This window comes from Bradyrhizobium sp. (genome assembly GCF_004799405.1).
Classification (GTDB): domain Bacteria; phylum Pseudomonadota; class Alphaproteobacteria; order Rhizobiales; family Xanthobacteraceae; genus Bradyrhizobium.
The window spans coordinates 1-23,378 of record NZ_SSMW01000148.1 but is presented as its reverse complement, the minus strand read 5'-3'; the positions used below and the strand labels follow the sequence as shown (position 1 = coordinate 23,378).

The following is a 23,378-nucleotide window of genomic DNA, read 5'->3' as shown; positions in this document are numbered from 1 at the left end:
GGTCCCGAATCAATTATAAGAATCGTCCTTGCCCCTCACAGATCGTTATCCTGCGGATGAACGCGAGCGCCCGTTCCGGCAACAAGGCAGTCCGCAAGGGCCTGGTTCACCTCGACGCCGGGCGCACCGAAAATGCGGAGCGACTGTTTCGCAGCGTTCTGAAATCCGAGCCGAACAACCCCGAAGCCAATCACGCGCTCGGCACACTGGCCGTCCAGCAGGGTAACCTTCCCGCGGCGCTGGCATTCCTGACCAAGGCATTGCGGGCGAATCCGCAGGAGGGCCGCTACTGGCTTTCCTTCGCCGAAGCTTTGCTGCTGGCGGGCTCGATCGGCGATGCGCGCGCCGTACTCGAAAAAGCCGCGGCCCGCGGATTTTCAAACCCCGCGATTGCCGCGCTGAGAATCCGGCTCGACCACGCGGAAATGCATCAACGCGCGCTCGACCATCAAAGGTCGGGACGGCTGGCTGAAGCCGAGAAGCTTTATACCGCGATCCTGCTGGCGGACCCGGTCCATGCCGACAGCCTCCACATGATCGGCGTGCTTGCATCTCAAACCGGCCGTGTCGGTCTCGGCATCGAATTGATCGGCCAGGCGATCCGGCAGAAGGCAGATATGGCTTCGTTCCACCGCAGCCTTGGCAGTGCGCTGGCAGCGCATGGGCAGATTGAAGATGCGATCAAATCCCTTGAGCGCGCCCTTGAGATCGACCCGCAGGATGCCGTCGCTCTCAGCGACCTCGGGAACATCCATCGGCAAAACAACGACGGCAAAACCGCGTACTCTTGTTACGAGAAAGCCATTCGGATCGACCCCAACCACGCGCTGGCGTTCAACAATATGGGCAGCTTGCTGCGGGAGTCCGGCAATCCCGTTGAGGCAATCGAGCGATACCGCCAGGCGCTAGCCATCGCGCCCGGTTTTGCCGAAGCGCACTACAATCTTGGGACCGCGCTGGCAGATCTCAACCGCTTGCAGGAAGCGCTTGCACACTTCCAGCGCGCCATCGAACTCCGCCCGGTCTTCCCCGATGCCCAGACCAACCTCGGCAATTTGCATCGCAGGCTCGGCAATCCGGACGAAGCGATCAGGCAGTATGGCGCCGTCATCGCAACCGGCGTGAACGCCGCGAATGCGCATAACGACATGGGCGCTGTTTTATTCGATCAGGGCAAGACCAATGAAGCGATCGGTCACCTCGTCGAGGCGCTTCGCCAGAACCCCGAACTTGCCGAGGCGCACAACAACCTCGGCAACGTGCTCAACGAAGCGGGCCGGCTGGACGAGGCGATCCGGCACTATCAGGAGGCGCTTCGGATCAAGCCGGGCTATGCGCTTGCGATGAGCAATATCGCCGGCGCGTTCAAGGCCCAGGGCAGGATTGCCGAAGCCATCGACAGCTACAGATCGGCCATCGGTCTGAAGCCGGATTTTATCGACGCGCATAACAACCTGATCATGCTGCTCGGCTATTCCGCCGAAGTGCCGCACCAGGCCCTGGTCGATCAGGCCCGCTTGTTCGATGTCAACGTTGCGGCTCCGCTGCTGAGACGGCGCGCGTTCGCCAACAAGACGGATCCGGACCGGCGCCTCCGGATCGGATATGTCTCCGGAGATTTTCGCGATCACGCAGTGAACTACTTTTTCGAACCGTTGCTGCAGCACCACCAGCTACGCGATTTCGAATTCTTCGCCTACGCCAACCTCCGTTCGGAGGACGAAGTCACAACCCGGCTGAAACCCCGATTCGATCATTGGCGCGATATTCGCACGATCAGCGACGATGCCGCCGCCGATCTTGTCGAAGCCGACGGCATCGACATTCTGATCGACATGTCGGGTCATATGGCGGCCAACCGGTTGCTGGTATTTGCGCGCAAGCCGGCACCGATCCAGGCGAGCTGGCTTGGCTTCACCACAACGACGGGCCTGACAGCGATCGACTACCGGATCACCGATCCTTATGCCGATCCGGTCGGCATGACCGAACATCTCAACACCGACACACTGTGGCGCTTGCCGGCAACGTTTTGCTGCTACCAGCCCCGCGCCGGCATTCCGGAACCAATCGACCATCCGCCGCGCGAGGACAATGGCTTCACGACTTTCGGCTGCTTCAACAATTTCACCAAGGTCAGCGATCGCACCCTGAAACGCTGGGCCGACATCCTCACTCGCGTCCCCGACGCGCGGCTGCTTCTGGAAATCGTCGGCATCGATAGTCCGGACTTTCGCCGCGAAACCGAAGCCCGTCTCGCCGGCCTCGGCCTTCCGCTCGATCGGCTGATGCTTGAGCCGCGCAAACGATCGAACCAGTACGTCCTCTACAACAAGATCGACATTGCGTTGGATCCATTCCCGTTCAACGGCGGCACGACGACGCTGGACGCGTTATGGATGGGCGTACCTGTCGTCGCGCTTGCCGGGGAATACTTCACGGCGCGAATGGGCGTCACGATCCTGAACAATATCGGCTTGCCGGAGCTGATTGCGGAAAGCGAGAGCGCTTATGTCGATCTCGCAACCCGTCTGGCGACCGACCTACCGGGGCTGCGCGCGGTCCGGCACAATCTTCGACACAAAATGGCCGGCAGCCGGATGATGGACTTCGCGGCGTTCGCCCGGGACATCGAGGCCGCCTATCGCGGCATGTGGCAAGCGTGGTGCGGGAACCAGGTTATGCCGCCGACAAGTAGGCCCTCCGCATCGGCTTGAGCACCGCCACCGCCAGGATGCCGGTCAGGATATCAAGCGCGATAATGATGCCGAACACCGGCAGCCAGCTTCCCGTCGCGTCATGCAGAAGGGCGGCCAGCGGGCCACCGAGCACCGAACCCACTCCCTGCGCCATATAGAGGAATCCGTAATTGGTGGTGGCCTGTTTGGTGCCGAAGGTATCGGTCAGCGTCGAGGGGAACAGCGAGAAGATTTCGCCCCAGCCGAAAAACACCACCGCCGACAGGATGACAAAGACCAGCGCATTATCGCGGAACAGCACCATGGTGCTGACCGCCGCGGCCTCCATCAGAAACGCGATCGCCATGGTATTTTCACGTCCGATCCGATCGGACACCCAACCGAAGAATGGCCGCGTCAGGCCGTTGGTGATGCGATCCACGGTCAGCGCCAGCGGCAATGCCGCCAGTCCGAACACCATCACCGAGGCCACGCCGAAATCGCGCGAGAAAGAGGCGAATTGCGAAATGATCATCAGGCCGCCGGTGGACATCATGGTCATCATGAAGAACAGCAGCCAGAAAACCCCGGTACGCAGCATCGCCTTGGGGGCGACATCGATCGAGGTCGTCGCGACCGGCGCCGGTGGAAGAACATCCGACGGACCCGGCATGCGCAGGAAAAGCGATGCAGCAGCTCCGATCAGTCCGAGAATGATGCCGAAAACCACCAGCGTGTGCTGATAGCCGTTGCTCTTGAGCATGGTGTCGATCGGGAAAGTGGTTGCGATCGCGCCGAAACCGTAGCCGGCCGCCACCATTCCGGTAGCGAAACCGCGCCGGTCAGGAAACCAGCGCACCATCAGCCCGACGATGCCGACGTAGACGATGCCGGTCCCGATGCCGCAGAACAGCCCGTAGGTAGAATACAGACCGACCAGGTCGGTGGCGTAGGCCGAGGTTACCCAGCCAAGGCCGGACAGCAGGCAACCGATCGCGATCAGCAACCGCGGGCCGAACTTGTCGACGAGATATCCCTGCAACGGCGAGAGCCAGGTTTGCAGCACGATGACGATGGAAAAGGTGATCTGGATCGCGGGAAGGTTCGCGTGCAGGTTGTCCTGAAAGGACTTGGTGAAGAGTGTCCAGACGTATTGCGGACTCGAGATCGACATCATCGCAATCAGACCCAGCACGAGCTGGATCCAGCGCGTAGACGATGCGGCCCCCGTCATCGAAGCCGAAACTGGCGTGCTAGCAACCGACATGTTCTTCTCCCCCAGGATGATCGTGCCCTGCCCCAGTAAACAGCCAGAACGGCGGCGATGGCAATAGGCAGGCGCACCGATGGCCGCAGGCGCATGAAGAAGCGCCATCAGCCGCGCCGTTAACCGGGGCCGTCGGAATCACCTTGGCCCGCTTGCTGCCTGTTTTAGTTGCGGTCGCCCGGTTTCTGTTCACTGCGCCGCGGGCGCACGCGGAGACTGTTGGCTTCAACAGCCTGTCACGCATGCCGGATTTTTAACGTCGGGACGCGGATCGCCGACGAACATGTTCCTATTCGGCATCTTGATGGCGGCGAGCGATTTTGCATCGAGCGTGGCATCGGCGGGCAGCAGTCCATTCAGATTGAGGATATAGGCTGAGACCGCGTAAACGTCTTCGTTGCTAAGGGACTGCGGCGCATTCTGCGGCATCGCGCGACGAATATAGTCGAACAGTGTCGGCGCGTGGGGCCAGTAGCTACCGACCGTCTTGATCGGTTTGGCCGTCGCAATCGTGCCCTGCCCGCCGACAAGGCGATCACCCACGCCGCCCTCGCCTTTCGCGCCGTGGCAAGCCGCGCATTGCTGGTCGAACACTTCGCGGCCATGACTGACGCTGCCGCTTCCTTCCGGAAGGTTGGCACCGTTGCGATCGATATCGATATTCCAGCCCGCAATTTCTGCTTCCGTCGCGGCTCGCCCGATACCGTAGTGGCCCTGTGCCCGAACCTGCGCGGCCAGCCCAAGCGCCATCACGGTGAGTATCGCCAAACCGAACTTACGCGTTCGCATTGGTCACCTGCCCTTGCGCATCGATGCGCCACGGCTGAATGGCGTTGTTGTGGTAGAAGGAATTCTCGCCGCGGACCGTCAACAGCTCCGAAAATGTCGGCTGCACGTAGTCGGTCTCATCGATCGCGCGGCTTTGGATCACGGCCGGCTGACCGTCCCATTGCCACGGCAGGCGAAACCGGGTCAAAGCGCGCGTCAGCACCGGTTCCTGCAACTCAGCGGCTTGCCAGTTTTTGCCACCGTCGACCGAGACGTCGACGCGCTTGATCTTGCCATGCCCGCTCCAGGCAATGCCGGTAATTTCGTGAAAACCGGGACCGCCGAGCTTCTGCCCGCCCGACGGCCGGGTGATGATGGATTTGGCTTCCATGTAGAAAGTGAATTCCCGCGCTTTGCCGTCCGGCATCAGATCGGTGTATTTCGATGTTTCCTCGCGCGAATAGGCCGGCTCCGTCACGGCCTTGAGGCGGCGCAACCATTTCACGTTCATGTTGCCTTCGAAGCCGGGCAGCAGCAGTCGCAACGGATATCCTTGTTGCGGGCGCAACCGCTCGCCGTTCTGGCTGTATACCAGCATGGCGTCTTCAAGACATTTTTCGATCGGAATGCTGCGGGTCAGCGCCGCCGCGTCTGCGCCCTCGGCCACGATCCACTTGGCTTCGGGACGCAGTCCGGCTTCCTGCAGCACCAGTTTGAGGCTGACGCCGGTCCATTCGGCGCAACTCAACAACCCGACAAGGTCGGAGGCGGTCTTGCCGTAAGGCTTGGTATAGACCGGGTTGCCGGAACATTCGAGAAAGTGAATCCGCGATTGCGATGGAAAGCGGCGGATGTCGTCCATGGTGAAGATCAGGGGCCTGTCGACCAATCCATGCAGCATCAGCCGATGTTGTTCCGGGTCGATGGTGGGCACCCCGCCGTGATGACGTTCATAGAACAGCCCGTTCGGCGTAATGATGCCATCGAGATCCTGCAGCGGCGTCCGCCCCGAGGCGGAGATGTATTGCGGCAGGTTTTTCGGAATATTTTTGACAACGTTCTTTTCGAACGGCGAAGGCGTTCCATAAAGCTGGCTTCCCATGGGATCGCCGGGAGTCTTCATCCATTCGGGGACGTTAGGCGGTACATTGCCGGAGTTGGCGGTCACCGCCTCGGCATGTGCTGGCTCCGTTGCGGCACCGCTCACCAACGCGCCGGCCAGCAGGGCGCTACCCTCACCCAATATTTGCCGGCGCGACAACCTGCGCTTCGTCCGAGGCGCACCGTCCGCTCCTGTTGTCGATCTGGTTGCCATCTGGTCCTCCGCTGTTCTTCACATCGGTCATCGGTCGAAGATCACAGTCTTCCCGGCTCATGCATGGCGGCAATCGCCGCACGTCCGGGGAGCGCTTATGGACGCTGATTAATACCCGAGGATCGGTTCAAAATGAACCTTTGATCCCGGTGGTTCCATGGATAAAATGCCGGTCGGTTGGCGGCTTTTATCCATGCCGGGAGCGCTATCTTTCCGATTGTTAATGCGACAACATCGGACGGAATCGCTCAAATGCGGCCGGCCGTCTGAGACGCTCGAAAGGCAGCCAAACAGCAAGTCGCGGAACAGCGTTGAAATCGCCTGCAACGCTGTTCCTGTACGATTATCCGGGTGTCCAAGAGCTCTCCGATGTCAGGTTCATGAACCAACCCGTAAAACCTCTCCAGCAAGCTCCTTCAACCGGACCTTCGCAGGTCATCCAGCCTCCGTCGCGCTGGCGCCTCGCCTCGATCGCCGTACTGGCTTTGCTGGTTGTGGCCGGCATCGTCTGGTGGAGCAAGCAGGGCGGCGCGCCGCAGCAAGCCGGCGGCGGTCGCAACGCGGCGCCGATGTCGATCGTGCCCGAGACTGTCGCCAAAGGGGACATCGGGATCAACCTCAACGCGCTCGGCACAGTAACTTCTCTGGCCACTGTGACTATCAGGACCCAGATTAGCGGCTATTTGCAAAAGATCGATTTCAAGGAAGGCGACGACGTCAAGAAGGGCGACCTGCTCGCGGAAATCGATTCCCGGCCCTACGAAGCCACCCTGGCGCAGGCGAGGGGGCAATTGGCCCGCGACGAAGCAATGCTGAAAGGCGCTCAAGTCGATCTGACGCGCTACCAGGGTCTCGCAGCGCAGAATGCCGTGGCGCGTCAGACACTGGACACGCAGGTCGCCTTGGTGGCGCAGGACCAGGGCACAGTCGAGGCCGACCGCGCTGCGGTCAAATCCGCCGAGGTGAACCTGCAATATTGCCGCATTCTGTCACCGCTCGACGGCCGCGTCGGATTGCGTCAGGTCGATCAAGGCAACTATGTAACGCCGGGCGACACCAACGGTCTCGTCGTAATCACGCAACTGCAGCCGATCAGCGTGCTCTTCACGGTGCCGGAAGATAATCTGCAGGCCATTTCGAAGCGGCTCCAGGCCGGAGCCGTGCTGCCCGCAGCCGCCTATGACCGCAGCGGCGCCAACAAGATCGCCGACGGAACGCTGCAAACCTTCGACAGCCAGATCGATCCGACTACGGGCACGATCAAGCTGCGGGCGCAGTTCCCGAATGAAACGAGAGCGCTCTATCCAAACCAGTTCGTAAACATCCGGCTGCTGCTCGACACCCACAAGGACGTCACCACGATGACGACGGCGGGCATCCAGCGCGGCGTACCCGGTACCTTCGTCTATCTCATCAACACGGACAGCACCGTGTCGGTCCGTCCGGTCAGGCTTGGCGTCACCGATGGCAACCGTGTCGAGGTTCTGTCAGGGATCGCGCCGGGCGATCGCGTTGTGATCGACGGAGCCGACAAGCTGCGCGACGGCGCCAAGATCAACCTGCGGGCTGAGGCTACTACCGCAACACCGGATACTCCGGCCCCGGTTACCGACAAATCGGGCGGTAAAAAGAAGCGTTCGGATAGCGGGCAGCAACAATGAGTCCGTCGCAGCCGTTCATTCTGCGGCCGGTGGCAACCACCTTGCTGATGATCGCGATCATGCTGTCCGGCATGCTAGCGTTCAAATTCCTGCCGGTCGCAGCCTTGCCGGAAGTGGATTACCCGACCATCCAGGTGCAGACCTTCTATCCCGGCGCCAGTCCCGACGTCATGACGTCGTCGGTCACCGCTCCTCTGGAGGTGCAGTTCGGCCAGATGCCGAATCTCAACCAGATGAGCTCGGTGAGCTCGGCCGGCGCGTCCGTCATCACGCTGCAGTTCGGCCTCAGCATTTCCCTCGATGTCGCCGAGCAGGAGGTGCAGGCCGCCATCAATGCCTCCGGCAACCTGCTGCCTTCCGATCTTCCGGCGCCGCCGATTTACGCCAAGGTCAACCCGGCCGATGCACCGATCCTGACGCTGGGGCTGACGTCGAAAACCATGCCGCTGACGCAGGTGGAAGATTTCGTGGATACGCGTCTGGCGCAAAAGATCTCCCAGCTTCCGGGTGTCGGACTGGTGAGCATCAGCGGCGGCCAAAGGCCTGCGGTGCGGATTCGCGCCGATATCCGCAAACTCGCCGCCTACGGACTCAATATTGACGATCTTCGCACCACCCTCAGCACCGCCAACGTCAATACACCCAAAGGAAATTTCGATGGCAACATGCGCGCCTACACCATCAACGCCAACGACCAGATCAGAAATGCCGCCGACTATCGATCGTTGATCGTCGCCTACAAGAACGGCTCGCCGGTCCGGCTCAGCGACGTCGGCGACGTCGTCGACGGAGCCCAGAACGACAAGCTCGGCGCCTGGATGAACGAGACGCCGGCCATCATCCTGAACATTCAGCGCCAGCCCGGCGCCAACGTCATTTCGGTGGTCGAGGGAATCAAGGTGCTGTTGCCTCAACTGCAGGCGACGTTGCCCGCCGCGATCGACCTCAACATTCTTACCGACCGGACAGTGACCATTCGCGCCTCGGTGCAGGATGTGGAATATGAACTGACGCTCGCCGTGATCCTGGTGGTGCTGGTGATCTTTGTGTTCCTGCGCAGCACGCGGGCGACGCTGATTCCGAGCCTCTCGGTTCCGCTGTCGCTGGTCGGCACGCTCGGCGCGATGTACCTGTTCGGCTTCAGCCTCAACAATCTTTCCCTGATGGCGCTGACCATCGCCACCGGCTTCGTGGTCGACGACGCCATCGTCGTGATCGAAAACATCTCGCGCTACATCGAAGACGGCGAACCGCCGCTGCAGGCGGCACTTCGCGGCTCCGAACAGATCGGCTTCACCATTATCTCCCTGACCGTCTCGCTGATCGCGGTGCTGATTCCGCTTCTGTTTATGGGAGACGTGGTCGGCCGGCTGTTCCGGGAATTCGCCATCACGCTGGCGGTCACGATCCTGATTTCCGCAGTTGTATCGTTGACACTGGTTCCGATGGCCTGCGCCAAGCTGCTCAAGGCCGAGACAGAGTTACACGAGAACGCGTTTCAGCGTTACAGCCGTGAAGGGTTCGACCGGATCATCGCAGTCTATGCGCAGGCGCTCAATTGGGTGCTCGATCGCCAGACATTCGTGCTGCTTATCGCCCTGGGTACATTTGCGCTGACCGCCCTGCTCTACGTCGTCATTCCCAAAGGGTTTTTCCCGCTTCAGGACACCGGCGTCATCCAGGCGATATCCGAGGCGCCGCAATCGGTGTCCTATGCCGCGATGGCGGAGCGGCAGCAGGCGCTGGCGGGCGCCATCCTGAAGGATCCCGACGTCGAGAGCCTTTCCTCATTCATCGGCGTCGACGGAACCAATACCACGCTGAACAGCGGTCGAATCCTGATCAACCTCAAGCCGCACGATCAGCGCAAGTCCGATATCGCCGCGGTGATGCAGCGCATCAAGGACAGCATCGCGTCCCTCACAGGCATCACGCTTTACATGCAACCGGTCCAGGACCTGACGATCGAGGGCACCGTCAGCCGGACGCAATACCAGTTTATCCTTCAGGATGCCGACCCGGTGCAGCTTGCGGAGTGGACCCCCAAACTGGTCGACAAGTTGCGGGAGCTTCCGCAACTGGCCGATGTCACCAGCGACATCGCGGCACAGGGGCTTTCGGTCTTCGTCGAAATCGACCGCGATCAGGCTGCCCGCTTCGGGATCACGCCCGCGACCATCGACAATGCACTCTACGACTCCTACGGGCAGCGCATCGTCTCTACCGTCTTCACCAACTCGAACCAGTATCGCGTCATTCTGGAAGCCGATCCAAGCCTGCAAACCTCGCTGGAGGCATTGTCCGCGATCTATCTGCCTTCATCGGTGGGCAGCACGCCGGTGCCGCTGGCCGTGGTGGCCAAGATGCGCGAGGAAACCGCGCCGCTATTGGTCTCGCATCTCGGACAGTTTCCGTCCTCCACGGTGTCCTTCAACCTGGCGCCGGGCGCATCGCTCGGCGAGGCGGTGACGGCCATCAAACAGGCGCAGGCCGACATCGGCGTGCCGCTCGGCGTGATCAGCAGCTTTCAGGGCGCCGCACTGGCATTTCAGTCATCGCTCTCAAACCAGCTTTTCCTGATTCTGGCGGCTATCATCACCGTCTATATCGTGCTGGGCGTGCTTTATGAGAGCTTCATCCACCCGCTCACCATCCTCTCGACGCTGCCGTCCGCCGGAATTGGCGCGCTGCTGGCGTTGATGGTAGCCGGCGACGACCTGACGATCGTCGCGATCATCGGCATCATCCTTCTGATCGGCATCGTCAAGAAAAACGCGATCATGATGATCGACTTTGCCCTCGACGCCGAACGCAACGAGGGTAAATCGCCGCGGGAAGCGATCTACCAGGCCTGCCTGCTGCGATTCCGTCCCATCCTCATGACCACGATGGCTGCGGTTCTCGGCGCGTTGCCCCTGATGGTCGGAACCGGCGCGGGCTCCGAACTAAGGCATCCGCTCGGCATTTCCATCGTCGGCGGTCTTCTGGTCAGCCAATTGCTCACCCTGTTCACGACGCCTGTGATCTATCTCTGGTTCGACCGCCTGGCGGTACGGTTTGCCGGACCGTCGGGCGAAGCCGGCCCGGCGAACGAGTTGAACTGAGCCATGGGCCCGTCAACCCCTTTCATTCGCCGGCCGGTCGCAACGACGTTGCTGACCTTCGGTCTTGCGGCGGCTGGGGCTGTGGCGTTTTTCAAACTGCCGGTCTCGCCGCTGCCGCAGGTGGATTTTCCGACGATTTCGGTACAGGCCACCCTGCCGGGTGCCAGTCCGCAAGATGTCGCCACCACCGTCGCGAGCCCGCTCGAGCGTCACCTCGGGCAGATCGCCGACGTGACCGAGATGACCTCGTCGAGCACGGTGGGAACGGCCCGCATCACCCTGCAGTTCGGACTTAACCGCGACATCAACGGCGCCGCGCGCGATGTACAGGCCGCCATCAACGCCGCGCGCGCCGATCTTCCCACCAGCCTGCGAACCAATCCGACCTACCGCAAGGTCAATCCCGCCGACGCGCCGATCCTGATCCTGACCCTGACTTCGGACACGCTGACGCGCGGCGATCTGTATGACGCGGCTTCGACCGTGCTGGCGCAGAAACTCTCGCAGGTCGATGGTATCGGTGAAGTCGTGGTCGGCGGCAGTTCGCTGCCAGCGGTAAGGGTGGATCTCATCCCGCAGGCGATTTACAAATACGGCATCGGCCTTGAGGACGTGCGCGCCGCCCTGGCCAGCGCCAATGCGCACAGCCCAAAGGGCGGGATCGATGTCGGGGATCAACGCTACCAGATTTACGCCAACGACCAGGCCAGGAAGGCCGCCGACTACCAATCGCTGATTGTCGCCTACCGAAACGGCGCACCAGTCCACCTGTCGGATGTCGGGGAGGTAACCGACGGGGTGGAGAATCTCCGTAACGCCGGTCTCGCAAACGGCAAGCCGGCGGTCCTGATCATCCTCTATCGACAGCCCGGCGCGAACATCATCTCTACCGTCGATCTGGTGAAGGGACTGATGCCGCAACTGAAGGCTTCGATTTCACCTGCAATCGACGTCGGACTGGGGGTGGACCGTTCGACCACCATTCGCACCTCGTTGCGCGACGTCGAAGCCAGTTTGATCCTCGCCGTGCTGCTGGTTATCATCGTGGTCTTCGCTTTCCTGCGAAACCTGCGCGCCACGCTGATCCCGGTGGTAGCGGTATCGGTGTCGCTGGTCGCGACATTCGCGGCGATGTATTTGATCGGGTACAGTCTCGACAATCTTTCGCTGATGGCTCTGACGGTCGCGACTGGTTTTGTCGTCGACGACGCCATTGTCGTGCTGGAGAACGTCACCCGTTACATCGAGAACGGGTTGTCGCCGCTGCAGGCGGCCCTCAAGGGAGCCAACGAAGTCGGTTTCACCGTGCTTTCGATGAGCATCTCGCTGATTGCCGTCTTCATTCCGATCCTGCTGATGGGCGGTATTGTCGGCCGGCTGTTCCGCGAATTTGCGATGACGATCTCGATCGCGATCGTGATTTCGCTCGCCGTTTCGCTTGCGACCACGCCGATGATGTGCGCGGTGCTGCTGCGCAGCGAATCCGGCCGAAAGCATGGATGGCTTTATCAGGGTTCCGAGCGCTTCTTCGATCGGATGCTGAACTTCTATCGGCGGTCGCTGACAACAGCGCTCCAGCATCCCGGCGCCATGATGCTGATCCTCGCGACCGTCTTGGGACTCAATTTCTATTTGTACGACGTCATCCCGAAGGGCTTTTTCCCGCAGCAGGATACCGGGCGGGTGGTCGGCATCATCCAGGCCGATCAGAGCATTTCATTCCAGTTGATGCAGCAGAAGCTGACGCAGTTCGTCACCATCATCAAGCAGGATCCCGCCGTCGAAACCGTCGTCGGGTTCACCGGCGGCGGCCAGACCAATTCCGGCTTCGTGTTCGCCTCGCTGGTTCCACTCAAGGAGCGGGGGATTTCTGCCGATGGCGTCATCGGGCGCCTGCGGCGCACGATGGCGGTCGTTCCGGGGGCAACCTTGTTCCTGCAGGCGGTACAGGATATCCGCGTCGGCGGCCGGGCCAGCAATGCGCAATATCAATACACCCTGCAGGGCCCTACCCTGGAGGAACTCAACGAATGGACGCCGAAGATCGCGGCGGCGCTGCAAAGCGAACCCAACCTCGCCGACGTCAACAGCGACCAGCAGAACAAGGGGCTCGAATCCAACCTGGTGATCGATCGCGACGCCGCCGCCCAACTGGGCATCACCGTCAGCCAGATCGACAACACGCTCTACGACGCGTTCGGCCAGCGCCAGGTTTCGACCATCTATGTGGCCCGCAACCAATATCACGTGATCATGGAAGTGGCGCCGCGCTACTGGCAAAATCCGGAAACGCTGAAAGACGTCTTCATCAGCACGTCGGGTGGCTCGGTCGGCGGCTCGCAGGCGACGAACGCAGTGGCAGGAACTGTCGTGGCGGGCAAATCGACGGCGGTCAGTTCCGCCAACGTTCAAGCCGCCAGAAATCTCGCCACCAATTCGATTGGCGCCACAGGAAAGGGCGTGGCCTCGACCGGTTCTGCGGTCTCCACAAGCAAGGAGACCATGATTCCGTTGTCGGCGGTCGCGCATTTTACCCAGGGCGCAACACCGCTCGCGGTCAATCACCAGGGGCTGCTGGTCGCCAACACCATTTCCTTCAATCTGCCGCCCAATGTCTCGCTCAGCACCGCCGTCGCCACGATCGAGGCCGCCATGAACCGGATCGGCGTGCCCGCCACCATCCGCGGCACTTTCCAGGGCACGGCAAAGGCCTATCAGGATTCGCTCAGGAACCAGCCCTACCTTATTCTGGCGGCTCTGGTCACGATCTACATCGTGCTCGGCGTCCTCTATGAAAGCTACGTCCATCCCCTGACGATCCTGTCCACATTGCCTTCCGCCGGTGTGGGCGCGCTGCTCGCGCTGATGGCGTTCCAGACCGAATTCAGCATCATGGCGCTGATCGGCGTGATTCTGCTGATCGGTATCGTGAAGAAGAATGCCATCATGATGATCGATTTTGCGCTCGACGCGGAGCGACGGCGCGGACTTACGCCCCTCGATGCGATCTACGAGGCCTGCTTGCTCCGCTTCAGGCCGATCATGATGACGACCATGGCCGCCATGCTGGGCGCCCTTCCTCTGGCTATCGGCATGGGCGAAGGCGGCGAGCTTCGAAAGCCGCTCGGCATCGCCATCGTCGGAGGCCTTGTCTTCAGCCAGGTGCTGACCCTTTATTCGACGCCGGTCATCTATTTGTATATGGATCGGTTCCGTTCATGGAGCCAACGTCTCAGGGGCGGCGGTACGGCACCGCTGGCGCCCGACGCCACGCTACAACCGGGCGAATAAATGTCAGGAAGCGTGTCAACGACGGTCCAACTCGCGAGATCAGGCGGCAGGTTCCGTCTCGCCGCGGCTCTCGCCGCGCTCTCGCTCAGTCCGGTGTTGTCCGGCTGCATTCTTGGAACCGAAAAGCCCGAACTCAGTCTGGAGGTTCCGAGCCACTATCGCGAGGGATCGCAGCGCTCGCCCGATGCCGCCGTTCCGGCCTTGGACTGGTGGCGCGGTTTTCGGTCCGCCGAACTGACCGGCCTGATGGAAGATGCGCAGATCTACAACCTCGATATCGCGGTCGCCATCGCCCAGATCGTTCAGGCCGACGCGCAGGCGGGAATAGCCGGCGCACCTTTGTTGCCGTCGGTGACGGGAACGGCAACGGCCGAGTTGATCAAGGATCCCGGCCTAAGGCCGGTGTCGCAATACAATCTCGGGCTCACCGCGAGCTACATGGTGGATTTCTGGGGCAAAAACCGCGCCGCACTTTATGCGGCCGAGGAAAGCGCGACCGTGGCGCGATACAATCGTGAGGTTGTGACACTCTCGACCATCGTGACCGTCGCCGACACATATTTTCAGGTGCTGGCCGCGCAGGACGAACTGCGCGTTGCGCGCCGCAATCTTGCCGCGGCCCAGCGCATTCTGGCGCTCATCAAGCAACAGTTCGCAGGCGGAACGGCCTCGCAGCTCGACCTGTCGCAACAGGAAGCTTTGGTCTCGAGCGAGCGGGCCGCAATTCCTCCGCTCGAAATCGCGTTGCGACAAAACATTGCCGCGCTGGCGGTGCTGGTCGCGCGCGCGCCGGCGAATTTCACCGTATTGGGGGGCGGGATGGCGCAAATCACCATCCCGCGCGTCACACCGGGCATGCCTTCGGAACTGCTCTATCAGCGGCCCGATATCCGGCAGGCTGAAGCGCAACTCGCATCCTCGAACTTCAGCGTCGAGGCGGCGCGGGCCGCATTCTTTCCCCAGATACAGTTGACCGCTCAAACCGGTGTGCGAAGCGCTGCACTCGCGTCACTGTTCGGACCGGGCGCCTGGTACTACACCCTGGCTGCCGGATTGACCCAGCCCATCTTCGACGGCTTCCTGCTGGAGAGCCAGTTGAAGCAGGCGAAAGGCTTGCAATTGCAATACCTGCAAGCTTACCGCAAGGCGGTGCTGTCGGCCTTCGCCGACGTCGAGAAGGCGCTGGTTGCGCTTTCACAATCCACGCTGCAGGAGCGGCTGCAAGCGGAAGCTGTCGCCAACTCCCGCAAGGCATTCGAGGTATCGGAAACGCAATTGCGCGCCGGCACGGTCAATCTCATCACGGTCCTGCAGACGCAGCAGACATTGCTCATCGCCGAGAACACGCTGGCGCAGGTGCGGTTGACCAAGCTGTTGGCCGCCAGCAGCCTGTTCCAGGCGCTTGGCGGCGGATGGACGCCGCAAGGGACGCTGGCCGCGGTGCAGCCGTAAAGTAATTCCCTCTTCCTCACTGTCTTTGAGTCTTGAAGCGCACCTTCTTCAGACCAGCCCTTTCGCACCAGAAATCCAGCAACGCCGAGAAATCCAGGGCGTGATAGGGCGTCGAGCGCGCGAGACTCAATGATTCCCGCGCCACGGCCGCGATCGGCAATGCGACTTTGTTCGCATTGGCCGAGTTCACGATCAGGGTCAGATCCTTGTGCGCGAGATCGACGGTGAATCCCGCTTCGGTATCCCCGACCAGAACCTTGGTCGCAAAATTGAGCTTGAGCTGGCCGTTGGTGGCTGACGTTCCATGAATCACGTCGAGCGTGGTCTCGAGATCGAGGCCATAGGCATTGGCCAACGTCAGCACCTCGGCATTCATCTGGCAGGAGACCACCGACAGATAGTTGTTGACCAGCTTGGTGCGTATGCCGTTGCCGACCTTGCCGCAGTGGTGGATCACCGTCCCCATCGCCTGCAGCAAAGGTTTGACACGGTTGAAGTCGGCGTCCGACGCACCGACCATGAACAGGGATTCGCCTCGGTCGGCGTGAGACGCCAGCCGGCCGATCGGGGAATCGACCATGCTCATCCCCTTGGCCGCCAGTGCCGCCGAAAGCCTGTCGGTCGTGACGGGATCGACCGTACTCAAGTCCATCAACAGGAGCCCGGGCCGGCCGTGCGCCAAAATCCCGTCGGCCCCGAGTACGGCCGCTTCGATCTCCGGAGAACCCGGGAGCACCGTGAGAACCACATCTGAGTTTTGCACCAGTTCGGCAAACGACCTGGCGCGCCTGGCGCCGAGCTTCTCAAGATCGGCAAGCGGGGCTTCCTGAAGGTCGAACACCGTCAAGGCAAAGCCTTTTTTCTGGAGGTTCGAGGCCATGCCCTTGCCCATGCGTCCCAGTCCGACGAAGCCGATACGATCCATATGATACTCCTGTTGCCGAAAACGCTGTTAAGCCGAACCCGCCGACGGAGCCGGTCCGGTGCTGTCGCGCAGAACGATCTCGAAGGGTAATTCGCCCTGGAATTCGACGTCGGTCCCTTCGAGCCGCGCGGTGAGATAGTTGGCCGCGAGCCGGCCCACTTCCATGATCGGGGTCTGGATGCTCGTCAATGCCGGTGTCTGGGTCGCGCCAAGATCGGTGTTGTCGACGCCGGTAATCGAGATTTCGCCGGGCACGCCGACCCCTGCCTTGCGGCAGGCCATCAATGCACCGACCGCGACGACGTCGTTGGTCGCCACCACCGCGGTCGGCCGATCGCGCAGCGCGAGAAGCTTTTCCATCGCCAGCGTCCCGGCGGACAGCGCAATCGGGGCGTACTGGACATGGCTGTCCTTGAGATCGAGCCCGTGCGCGCGCAGGGCCTCCCTCACCCCGGCGCTGCGCTCCCTGGCGCGATCGTTGCCTTCATGCGGCGCGCTGATCAAACCGAATTCGCGATGGCCCAACCGGATCAGATGTTCGGTCATGGTCCGGGTGGCGGCCTGACTGTCAAAGCCGATGCTCGGATGCTGGCCTGATCGATCGATGCCCCAGGTCAGGACGTAAGGACGCCCGAATTCCTTGAGCAGCACGAACAGTTCCGGGTCGTGGTCGGAGCCCACGAACATGAAAGCGTCGACGCCGCGTTCGATCAGCGCCCGCGTCAACCGCAGTTCGGTCTTCAGATCGTAGTGGTTGGACGCGAGAATCAACGCATAGCCGCGCGGCTCGATCTCGCGCTCTAGCGAACTGGTCGCTCTTGCGTAGAGCGCATAATCGAACGATGGAACGATGGCGCCAATCGTAAAGCTGCGTTGGCTGCGAAGCGCGCGGGCCTGACCGTTCGGCACATAGCGCAGCTTGCGTACGGCGTCCTGAACCCGGGTCAGCGTCGCGACATCGAGCAAATTCGGCGCATTGAGCGCGCGCGAAACCGTTGCCGACGATACGCCGGCAAGCCGGGCAACGTCCTTGAGGACCGTGGCCGGCCGGTTCGGCTTGTCGGATCGTGAACGTGAACGTGTCTTCAAGGCGGAAGCCGTCACTGATGTAACCGATTACAGATTGCTCAATCCAAGCGCGAATTCTCAAGGCGGTTAGCCAAAAGGAAGGGCTTGACGCCATTTTTATCGACAAGTAGCTTGATGTAAACGATTACATATGAGGCTTGCCTTTGGCAAGTCCAGATCCAACACGGGGATGTGCGCCCACGGGCGTCGCGCGTTAGACCCAAGCGTATCGGTTAATCCAAAGGTAGGGGCGTCAGATGACAGATCGCGACAAGCACACGAAAACCGAACAGATCAACCACGGCCGGCGCGACGTGTTGCGCACGGCAGCTGTCCTCGGCGTCGGCGCGGTCGCAGCACCCTATCTGATCCGGACGGCGCGCGCCCAGGCCGCCGACCTCGGCGCTTACACTTCCGCGAAAATCAACTGGCGGCAGGCGGAGGGCGAGCAGATCACCGTCGGCGTCATCCCGGCGGGCTACTTCGATAACCTGGTCAGCCTTTCGCAGGAGTTCGAGGCGCTCACCGGAATCAAAGTGCGTTTCGAGAAGATCCCGCCCGGCCAGGTCCGGCAAAAGGCAATGCTCGATCTTTCATCCAAGACCGGCACCTACGCCACCGTCGCGACCGACTGCATGTATTATCCGCTCTATGCCGTCAACAAATGGGTCGAGCCGCTCGATACCTATCTGAACGACACCTCGCTGACCGATCCCTCGTGGTTTCAGTACAACGACATTCACAAGGCATGGCGGGACGCCAATACGGTCGATGGCAAGCCCTACGCCATTCCCTATGACGGTGAGATGACGGTCCAGGTCTATCGCAAGGATCTCTATGACGCGAAGGGCCTGAAGCCCGCGGAGACCCTCGAGCAGTTCGTCGAGAACGCCAAGGCGTTGCACGATCCGTCGAACCGGCTGTGGGGAGCAGCCCTGCGCGGTTTCGCAGGCGCCGGCCAGAATATGTACATCTATCCATCGATCTTCCGCAGCTACGGCGGCAACTGGATGTCCGGCGATAAAATCCAGGTGAACAGCAAAGAGGCGACGGATTCGCTCGACTGGTATGTCGACACGCTGACGAAATATGCACCGCAAGCGGTGCGCAACTGGAACTGGCCCGACATCGCCGACGCCTTCGCGCAAGGCACCCTCGGCGCCTACATCGATGCGCATTCCTCGGCAGCGGTGCTCAACAATTCCGAGAAATCGAAAGTGATCGGCAAGATCGGGTTTGCACGCTGGCCCAAGGGACCGGCCGGCAAACGCGTGACCTCGATCTGGAACTGGGGTTTCCCGATCAATGCCGCGCTCAGCCCTAAAGCCAAACAAGCGACATGGATGTTCATTTCCTGGGCCGCGGCTGCGGAGACGCAGGCGCGAACCTCATGGAAGTTCGCCGGCCCGGTGAAGCGATCGGGACTTAACCGGCTTTCGATCTGGAAATCGCCGGAATTCGGCAAGCTGCTGGACGCCAGCGGCTATAATTTCGGCGAAGCATCGCTGCAGTCGCTCGAACTGGATACCGATGTCGATTGGCGTCCGCGCGTGCCGCAATGGCCCGCACTCGGCGAAGCCATGGCGACGGGAATTCAAGCGGCTCTGGTCGGACAAAAGAAGTCCAAGGAGGCGCTCGACGAGGCCCAGGCGCGGATCGATGCGATCATGAAGGGCTAAGTCCGGACCGGCGTGCGAAGCGTTTCTCGCCTCGCACGCTGCTTCACCGTATAGATGGAATTTACGTTCCAATGCAGACCCCGGTTGCCGCACGCGAGCGACGATTTGCGATCTACCTGTTCCTGCCGGCATTCCTGGTGCTTCTCGTCACCACTACGGTGCCGCTGATTTACCTGGCGTGGACCAGCGTCAATCGTGTCGATCTGACGTCACCGTGGATCAAGGGATTTGCCGGCGCCGATAACTACAGCAAGATGCTGGGCGACCCCCGCTTCTGGAATTCACTCGAGCTCACGGTCATCTACACCGGCACCACAGTCGTGTTGCAGATGCTGATCGGTCTCGGACTGGCGCTGCTGGTGCTGCAGATCCCGCGCGGCCAGGGCATTCTTCGCGTGGCCGCAATCATTCCGATCGTGCTGGCACCCGTCGTCGTCGGCCTGTTCTGGCGGACGCTGGTTCTGGCGCCGGATTTCGGCGTACTCGACTTTGTCATGCGCGCACTGGGATTTGGGTCGCATGACTGGCTCGGCGACCCCAACCTGGCGCTGGCTTCCGTGATCGTGATCCATACCTGGCAGTGGACGCCATTCGCGTTTCTGGTGATCCTGGCCAGCCTGTCGTCCCTTCCGCCCGATATTTTTGAGGCGGCGCGCATCGATCGGGCAAGCAGCGTCCAGCGCTTCTGGTACATCACCCTGCCCCTGATCCGCCCGGCGCTCGTCATCGTCGTCATCATGCGGATGATGGTGGCGCTGTCGGCCTTTGCGGCGATTTTCGCCGCCACCGGCGGCGGTCCCGGCTCCGCCACCGAAATCCTCAACCTCTACACCTACCGGACTTCGTTCACCGAGCTGAACTTCGGATACGGCGCGGCGCTCGCCATGGTGCTGCTGGCCGTGACGCTGCTGGTGTCCTATTCGATGTTTCGTTTGAGGACTGCGCGATGAAACGGAGCGGCATCGCCACGGCAAGCCTGCTCGGCGTCGCCGGCGTTTTCCTGACGTTGTGGACGTTTCCGGTGCTCTGGGCGCTGCTCACATCCTTCAAGAGCGAGCGCGATGTGCTGGCCTATCCTCCCACGCTGATATTTACCCCGACGCTGGGTAACTATCGCGACGTTCTGTTTGGCGCGACCACGATCCTGCCCAACCTGATCTCGAGTTTTGTGGTGGCGACGTTCACGACCGTTCTCACGATGCTGCTGGCGATACCCGCTGCCTATGCGCTGGCCCGGCTCAACCTGCCAGGCAAGCGCGCCGGCGGGTTTTACATCCTTGCGACCCAGATGCTTCCGCCGGTGGGATTGATCATCCCCTACTTCCTGTTTTTGCAGAAGATCGGCTGGCTCGACAGCTACAAGGGCATGACCCTGATCTATCTGACGTTCTCGCTTCCGTTCGCGATCTGGCTGCTGGTCTCCTACTTCGAGGACATTCCGCGCGAGATGGAGGAAGCCGCCCTGATCGACCGCGCCGGCCGGATGCGCGCGTTTCTCTACGTCGTCCTGCCGCAGGTACGCGGTGGCATCGCCGTGACGGTCATTTTCGTATTCCTGAATGCCTGGAACGAATTCCTGTTCGCGGTGGTGCTCGGCGGCAACAACGTCCGGCAAGTCACGGTGGCGATGTTCAACTTCATTTCAGTCGAGCAGACGCTATGGGCGAAACTCGCTGCTGCAGCCATCGTTACGATGGCGCCTGTGATTTTGCTCGGCCTGTTCGCCCAGCGTCACATCGTAAAGGGTTTGACGGTCGGCGCGGTCAAGGGAGGCGGCCGCAGATGAGCAACGGGCGTGTATCGCTCAAGAAGATTGTCAAGCGGCATGGCGCCTTCACCGCCCTGCATGGCATCGATCTCGACATCGAGCCGGGCGAGTTTTTTGCGCTGTTGGGGCCGTCGGGTTCCGGGAAAACCACGACGTTGCGCATCGTCGCGGGACTTGAAGAGGCGAGCGAAGGCCGCGTCTTCCTCGACAGTACCGACATTACCAATACCGAGCCGGGCGATCGCGACGTCGCCATGGTATTCCAGAGCTATGCGCTCTATCCGCACATGAATGTGCGGCAGAACATCGCCTTTCCGATGCGCATGGTCGGCATGCCCAAGGGCGAAATCGATGCGGCCGTCCAGGATGCGGCGAAGAAGGTCCACATCGAGCATTTGCTCGACCGCAAACCCGGACAATTGTCGGGCGGACAACAACAGCGTTGTGCTCTGGCGAGGGCGATCGTTCGCAAGCCCCGGTTGTTCCTGCTCGATGAACCGCTCTCCAATCTCGACGCCAAGCTTCGCCTGGAGACGCGTGGCGAATTGAAAAAGCTGCAGCGCTCTTTGGGCGTAACCACCATCTATGTCACCCACGACCAGGAAGAGGCCATGACGATCGCGGATCGAATGGCCGTGTTCATGGATGGGCAGATCGTACAGGTCGGATCGCCGAAATTCGTGTTCGACAACCCGGCGACGGCCGACGTCGCGAACTTCATCGGCAGCCCGCCGATGAACCTGATACCGGCGAGCTATGCCGACGGCCGGATCCGCATCGGAGCGCATGAGTTGCAGACCAGTTGCCGCGTCGGCGGCGAACGAAACGTCATCGCCGGTATCCGGCCAAGTTCGGTGCGGATCGGACCATCAGGCATCCCGGCACGCATCGACCTGATCGAGAATTTGGGCGATGCCCTGTTGCTGGATCTCAGCCTCGATCAAATGACGATCCGCGCCCGGACCGGGACCGAGGTGACGTCGCGAGAGGGAGAGTCCGTCTTTTTCTCGGCGGACCCGACTGCGGTGCATTTGTTCGATGCGGTCACCCGGGTTCGGATCAATGACTGACGACGAAATGCGTTTCAAGAACGGATGAGCATAGAACCCCAGGAAGCAGTGATGAATAACGGAGCGGAACCAACAAGCCCGAATGTCCTCATCATCCTCAATGATGACATGGGGTTTTCCGATATTGGCTGTTATGGCGGCGAGATCGAAACGCCCAATCTCGACCGTCTCGCCGCCAACGGGCTGCGTTACTCGCAATTCTACAACACCGCGCGTTGCAGTCCGTCACGCGCTTCGCTGCTGACCGGCTTGCATCCGCACCAGACCGGCATCGGCATCCTCACCTATAGCAATGGACCGGAAGGCTATGCCGGTAACCTGAACAAGAGCTGCGTGACCGTCGCCGAAGTCCTCAAGCAAAACAAATACAAGACCTATCTCAGCGGCAAGTGGCACATCTCCAGCAGCCTGACGACGCCAACGGATGCATGGCCGTTGCAGCGCGGCTTCGATTATTTCTTCGGCACCATCATCGGTGCCGGCAGCTTCTACAATCCGAACACGCTGACGCGCGGCAACGACAACATCGAACACGAAGCCGAGAACGATCCGGCGTTTTTCTACACCGATGCGATCAGTGACCAGGCTGCAGCCTACATCCGCCAGCACAAACAGAACCACCCCGAAGCGCCGTTCTTTCAATACGTCGCCTACACCGCGCCGCATTGGCCGCTGCACGCGCATGAGGAAGACATCGCCAAATACAAGGGCAAGTTCGATGCCGGCTGGGACAGGCTGAGGGAACGGCGGCTCGCACGGCTCGTCAAGGACGGGATCATTCACCCGAACTGGCAATTGACCGATCGCGATCCGACGCAACCGCCATGGACGGAAGCGGAGAACCGCAAATGGACGCTGCGCTGCATGGAGGTTTATGCGGCGCAGATCGACCGCATGGATCAGGGCATCGGGCGGATCGTGACCGCATTGGAGGAAACCGGTCAGCTTGAAAACACCCTGATTATCTTCCTCTCCGACAACGGCGCCTGCGCCGAGGATATCCCGGACGGAGTGACGGCGCGCGAACTGGTCGATCAGTTGATGATTGCAAAGGCCAAAACGAGGACTGGCAAGCCGGTGCGCTTCGGCAACGATCGGTCGCTGATGCCCGGCGGCGAAGATACCTATCAGAGCTACGGTACCGCTTGGGCCAACTTGTCTAATGCACCGTTCCGGCTTTACAAGCATTGGGTCCACGAGGGCGGCATCGCCACGCCCTTTATCGTGCACTGGCCGCGCGGCATCAAGGATAGAGGCAGGTTGCGGCACAATCCCGGCCAACTCCCCGATATCATGGCCACCATTGTCGAAGTGGCCGGCGCGACCTACCCC

At 61.2% G+C, this 23,378-nt stretch carries 15 protein-coding genes and 1 pseudogene; 10 read left to right on the top strand and 6 right to left on the bottom strand.

Annotated features, from left to right (window positions below):
* Nucleotides 1-56 precede the first annotated feature (56 nt).
* Nucleotides 57-2,717: a tetratricopeptide repeat protein gene (locus E7813_RS23420; RefSeq protein WP_291577658.1), complete on the top strand. Its 2,661-nt coding sequence runs from the start codon at nucleotides 57-59 to the stop codon at nucleotides 2,715-2,717.
* Here the strand turns inward: E7813_RS23420 and oxlT are convergent.
* From oxlT to soxC, 3 genes are all read right to left on the bottom strand, one after another.
* On the bottom strand, nucleotides 2,680-3,945 hold the full coding sequence (oxlT, locus tag E7813_RS23415; protein ID WP_291577657.1) for an oxalate/formate MFS antiporter: 1,266 nt from the start codon (nucleotides 3,943-3,945) through the stop codon (nucleotides 2,680-2,682). The two genes, E7813_RS23420 and oxlT, sit on opposite strands and share 38 nt — an antisense overlap.
* A gap of 225 nt (nucleotides 3,946-4,170) precedes the next feature.
* On the bottom strand, nucleotides 4,171-4,695 hold the full coding sequence (locus tag E7813_RS23410; RefSeq protein ID WP_291577656.1) for a cytochrome c: 525 nt from the start codon (nucleotides 4,693-4,695) through the stop codon (nucleotides 4,171-4,173).
* A 25-nt stretch (nucleotides 4,696-4,720) separates the two neighbouring features.
* Entirely contained in the window at nucleotides 4,721-6,028 is a 1,308-nt protein-coding gene (gene soxC, locus E7813_RS23405) for a sulfite dehydrogenase (RefSeq protein WP_291577655.1), read from the bottom strand.
* Between the two features lie 311 nt (nucleotides 6,029-6,339).
* On the opposite strand from soxC, the gene E7813_RS23400 reads away from it, so the two are divergent.
* The 4 genes from E7813_RS23400 to E7813_RS23385 are packed head-to-tail and all read left to right on the top strand — an operon-like array spanning nucleotide 6,340 to nucleotide 15,536.
* Nucleotides 6,340-7,689 carry an efflux RND transporter periplasmic adaptor subunit gene (locus tag E7813_RS23400; RefSeq protein ID WP_291577654.1) on the top strand — a complete coding sequence of 450 codons (1,350 nt, stop codon included), beginning with the start codon at nucleotides 6,340-6,342 and terminating at the stop codon, nucleotides 7,687-7,689.
* Complete coding sequence (locus E7813_RS23395) at nucleotides 7,686-10,793, top strand: MdtB/MuxB family multidrug efflux RND transporter permease subunit (protein ID WP_291577653.1); 3,108 nt, start codon at nucleotides 7,686-7,688, stop codon at nucleotides 10,791-10,793. Before E7813_RS23400 ends, E7813_RS23395 begins: the two co-directional genes overlap by 4 nt.
* Nucleotides 10,794-10,796: 3 nt before the next feature.
* Nucleotides 10,797-14,084, top strand: a complete 3,288-nt coding sequence (locus E7813_RS23390; protein WP_291577652.1) for an efflux RND transporter permease subunit — start codon at nucleotides 10,797-10,799, stop codon at nucleotides 14,082-14,084.
* A gap of 12 nt (nucleotides 14,085-14,096) precedes the next feature.
* Nucleotides 14,097-15,536, top strand: a complete 1,440-nt coding sequence (locus E7813_RS23385; protein WP_291577651.1) for an efflux transporter outer membrane subunit — start codon at nucleotides 14,097-14,099, stop codon at nucleotides 15,534-15,536.
* A gap of 16 nt (nucleotides 15,537-15,552) precedes the next feature.
* Here the strand turns inward: E7813_RS23385 and E7813_RS23380 are convergent, their stop codons facing one another.
* The 3 genes and pseudogenes from E7813_RS23380 to E7813_RS23370 all read right to left on the bottom strand — a co-directional run bounded on the left by E7813_RS23380 (nucleotide 15,553) and on the right by E7813_RS23370 (nucleotide 17,550).
* Nucleotides 15,553-16,002, bottom strand: a complete 450-nt coding sequence (locus E7813_RS23380; RefSeq protein ID WP_291577677.1) for an NAD-binding protein — start codon at nucleotides 16,000-16,002, stop codon at nucleotides 15,553-15,555.
* Nucleotides 15,988-16,473: pseudogene (locus E7813_RS23375) on the bottom strand (NAD(P)-dependent oxidoreductase); the annotation flags it as partial. The pseudogene E7813_RS23375 and the gene E7813_RS23380, both read right to left, overlap by 15 nt.
* Before the next feature lie 15 nt (nucleotides 16,474-16,488).
* A complete protein-coding gene (locus tag E7813_RS23370) occupies nucleotides 16,489-17,550 on the bottom strand; it encodes a LacI family DNA-binding transcriptional regulator (protein WP_291577650.1) in 1,062 nt (353 codons plus the stop codon).
* 236 nt (nucleotides 17,551-17,786) lie between these two features.
* On the opposite strand from E7813_RS23370, the gene E7813_RS23365 reads away from it, so the two are divergent.
* From E7813_RS23365 to E7813_RS23345, 5 genes are all read left to right on the top strand, one after another.
* Nucleotides 17,787-19,208 carry a sugar ABC transporter substrate-binding protein gene (locus E7813_RS23365; RefSeq protein ID WP_291577649.1) on the top strand — a complete coding sequence of 474 codons (1,422 nt, stop codon included), beginning with the start codon at nucleotides 17,787-17,789 and terminating at the stop codon, nucleotides 19,206-19,208.
* A gap of 71 nt (nucleotides 19,209-19,279) precedes the next feature.
* A complete protein-coding gene (locus tag E7813_RS23360; RefSeq protein WP_291577648.1) occupies nucleotides 19,280-20,158 on the top strand; it encodes a sugar ABC transporter permease in 879 nt (292 codons plus the stop codon).
* On the top strand, nucleotides 20,155-20,994 hold the full coding sequence (locus tag E7813_RS23355) for a carbohydrate ABC transporter permease (protein ID WP_291577647.1): 840 nt from the start codon (nucleotides 20,155-20,157) through the stop codon (nucleotides 20,992-20,994). The genes E7813_RS23360 and E7813_RS23355 overlap by 4 nt, the downstream gene beginning before the upstream one ends.
* Nucleotides 20,991-22,046 carry an ABC transporter ATP-binding protein gene (locus tag E7813_RS23350; protein WP_291577646.1) on the top strand — a complete coding sequence of 352 codons (1,056 nt, stop codon included), beginning with the start codon at nucleotides 20,991-20,993 and terminating at the stop codon, nucleotides 22,044-22,046. Before E7813_RS23355 ends, E7813_RS23350 begins: the two co-directional genes overlap by 4 nt.
* Nucleotides 22,047-22,070: 24 nt before the next feature.
* Nucleotides 22,071-23,378: arylsulfatase (locus E7813_RS23345; protein WP_363331213.1), on the top strand; the 1,308-nt coding region annotated here is incomplete at its 3' end.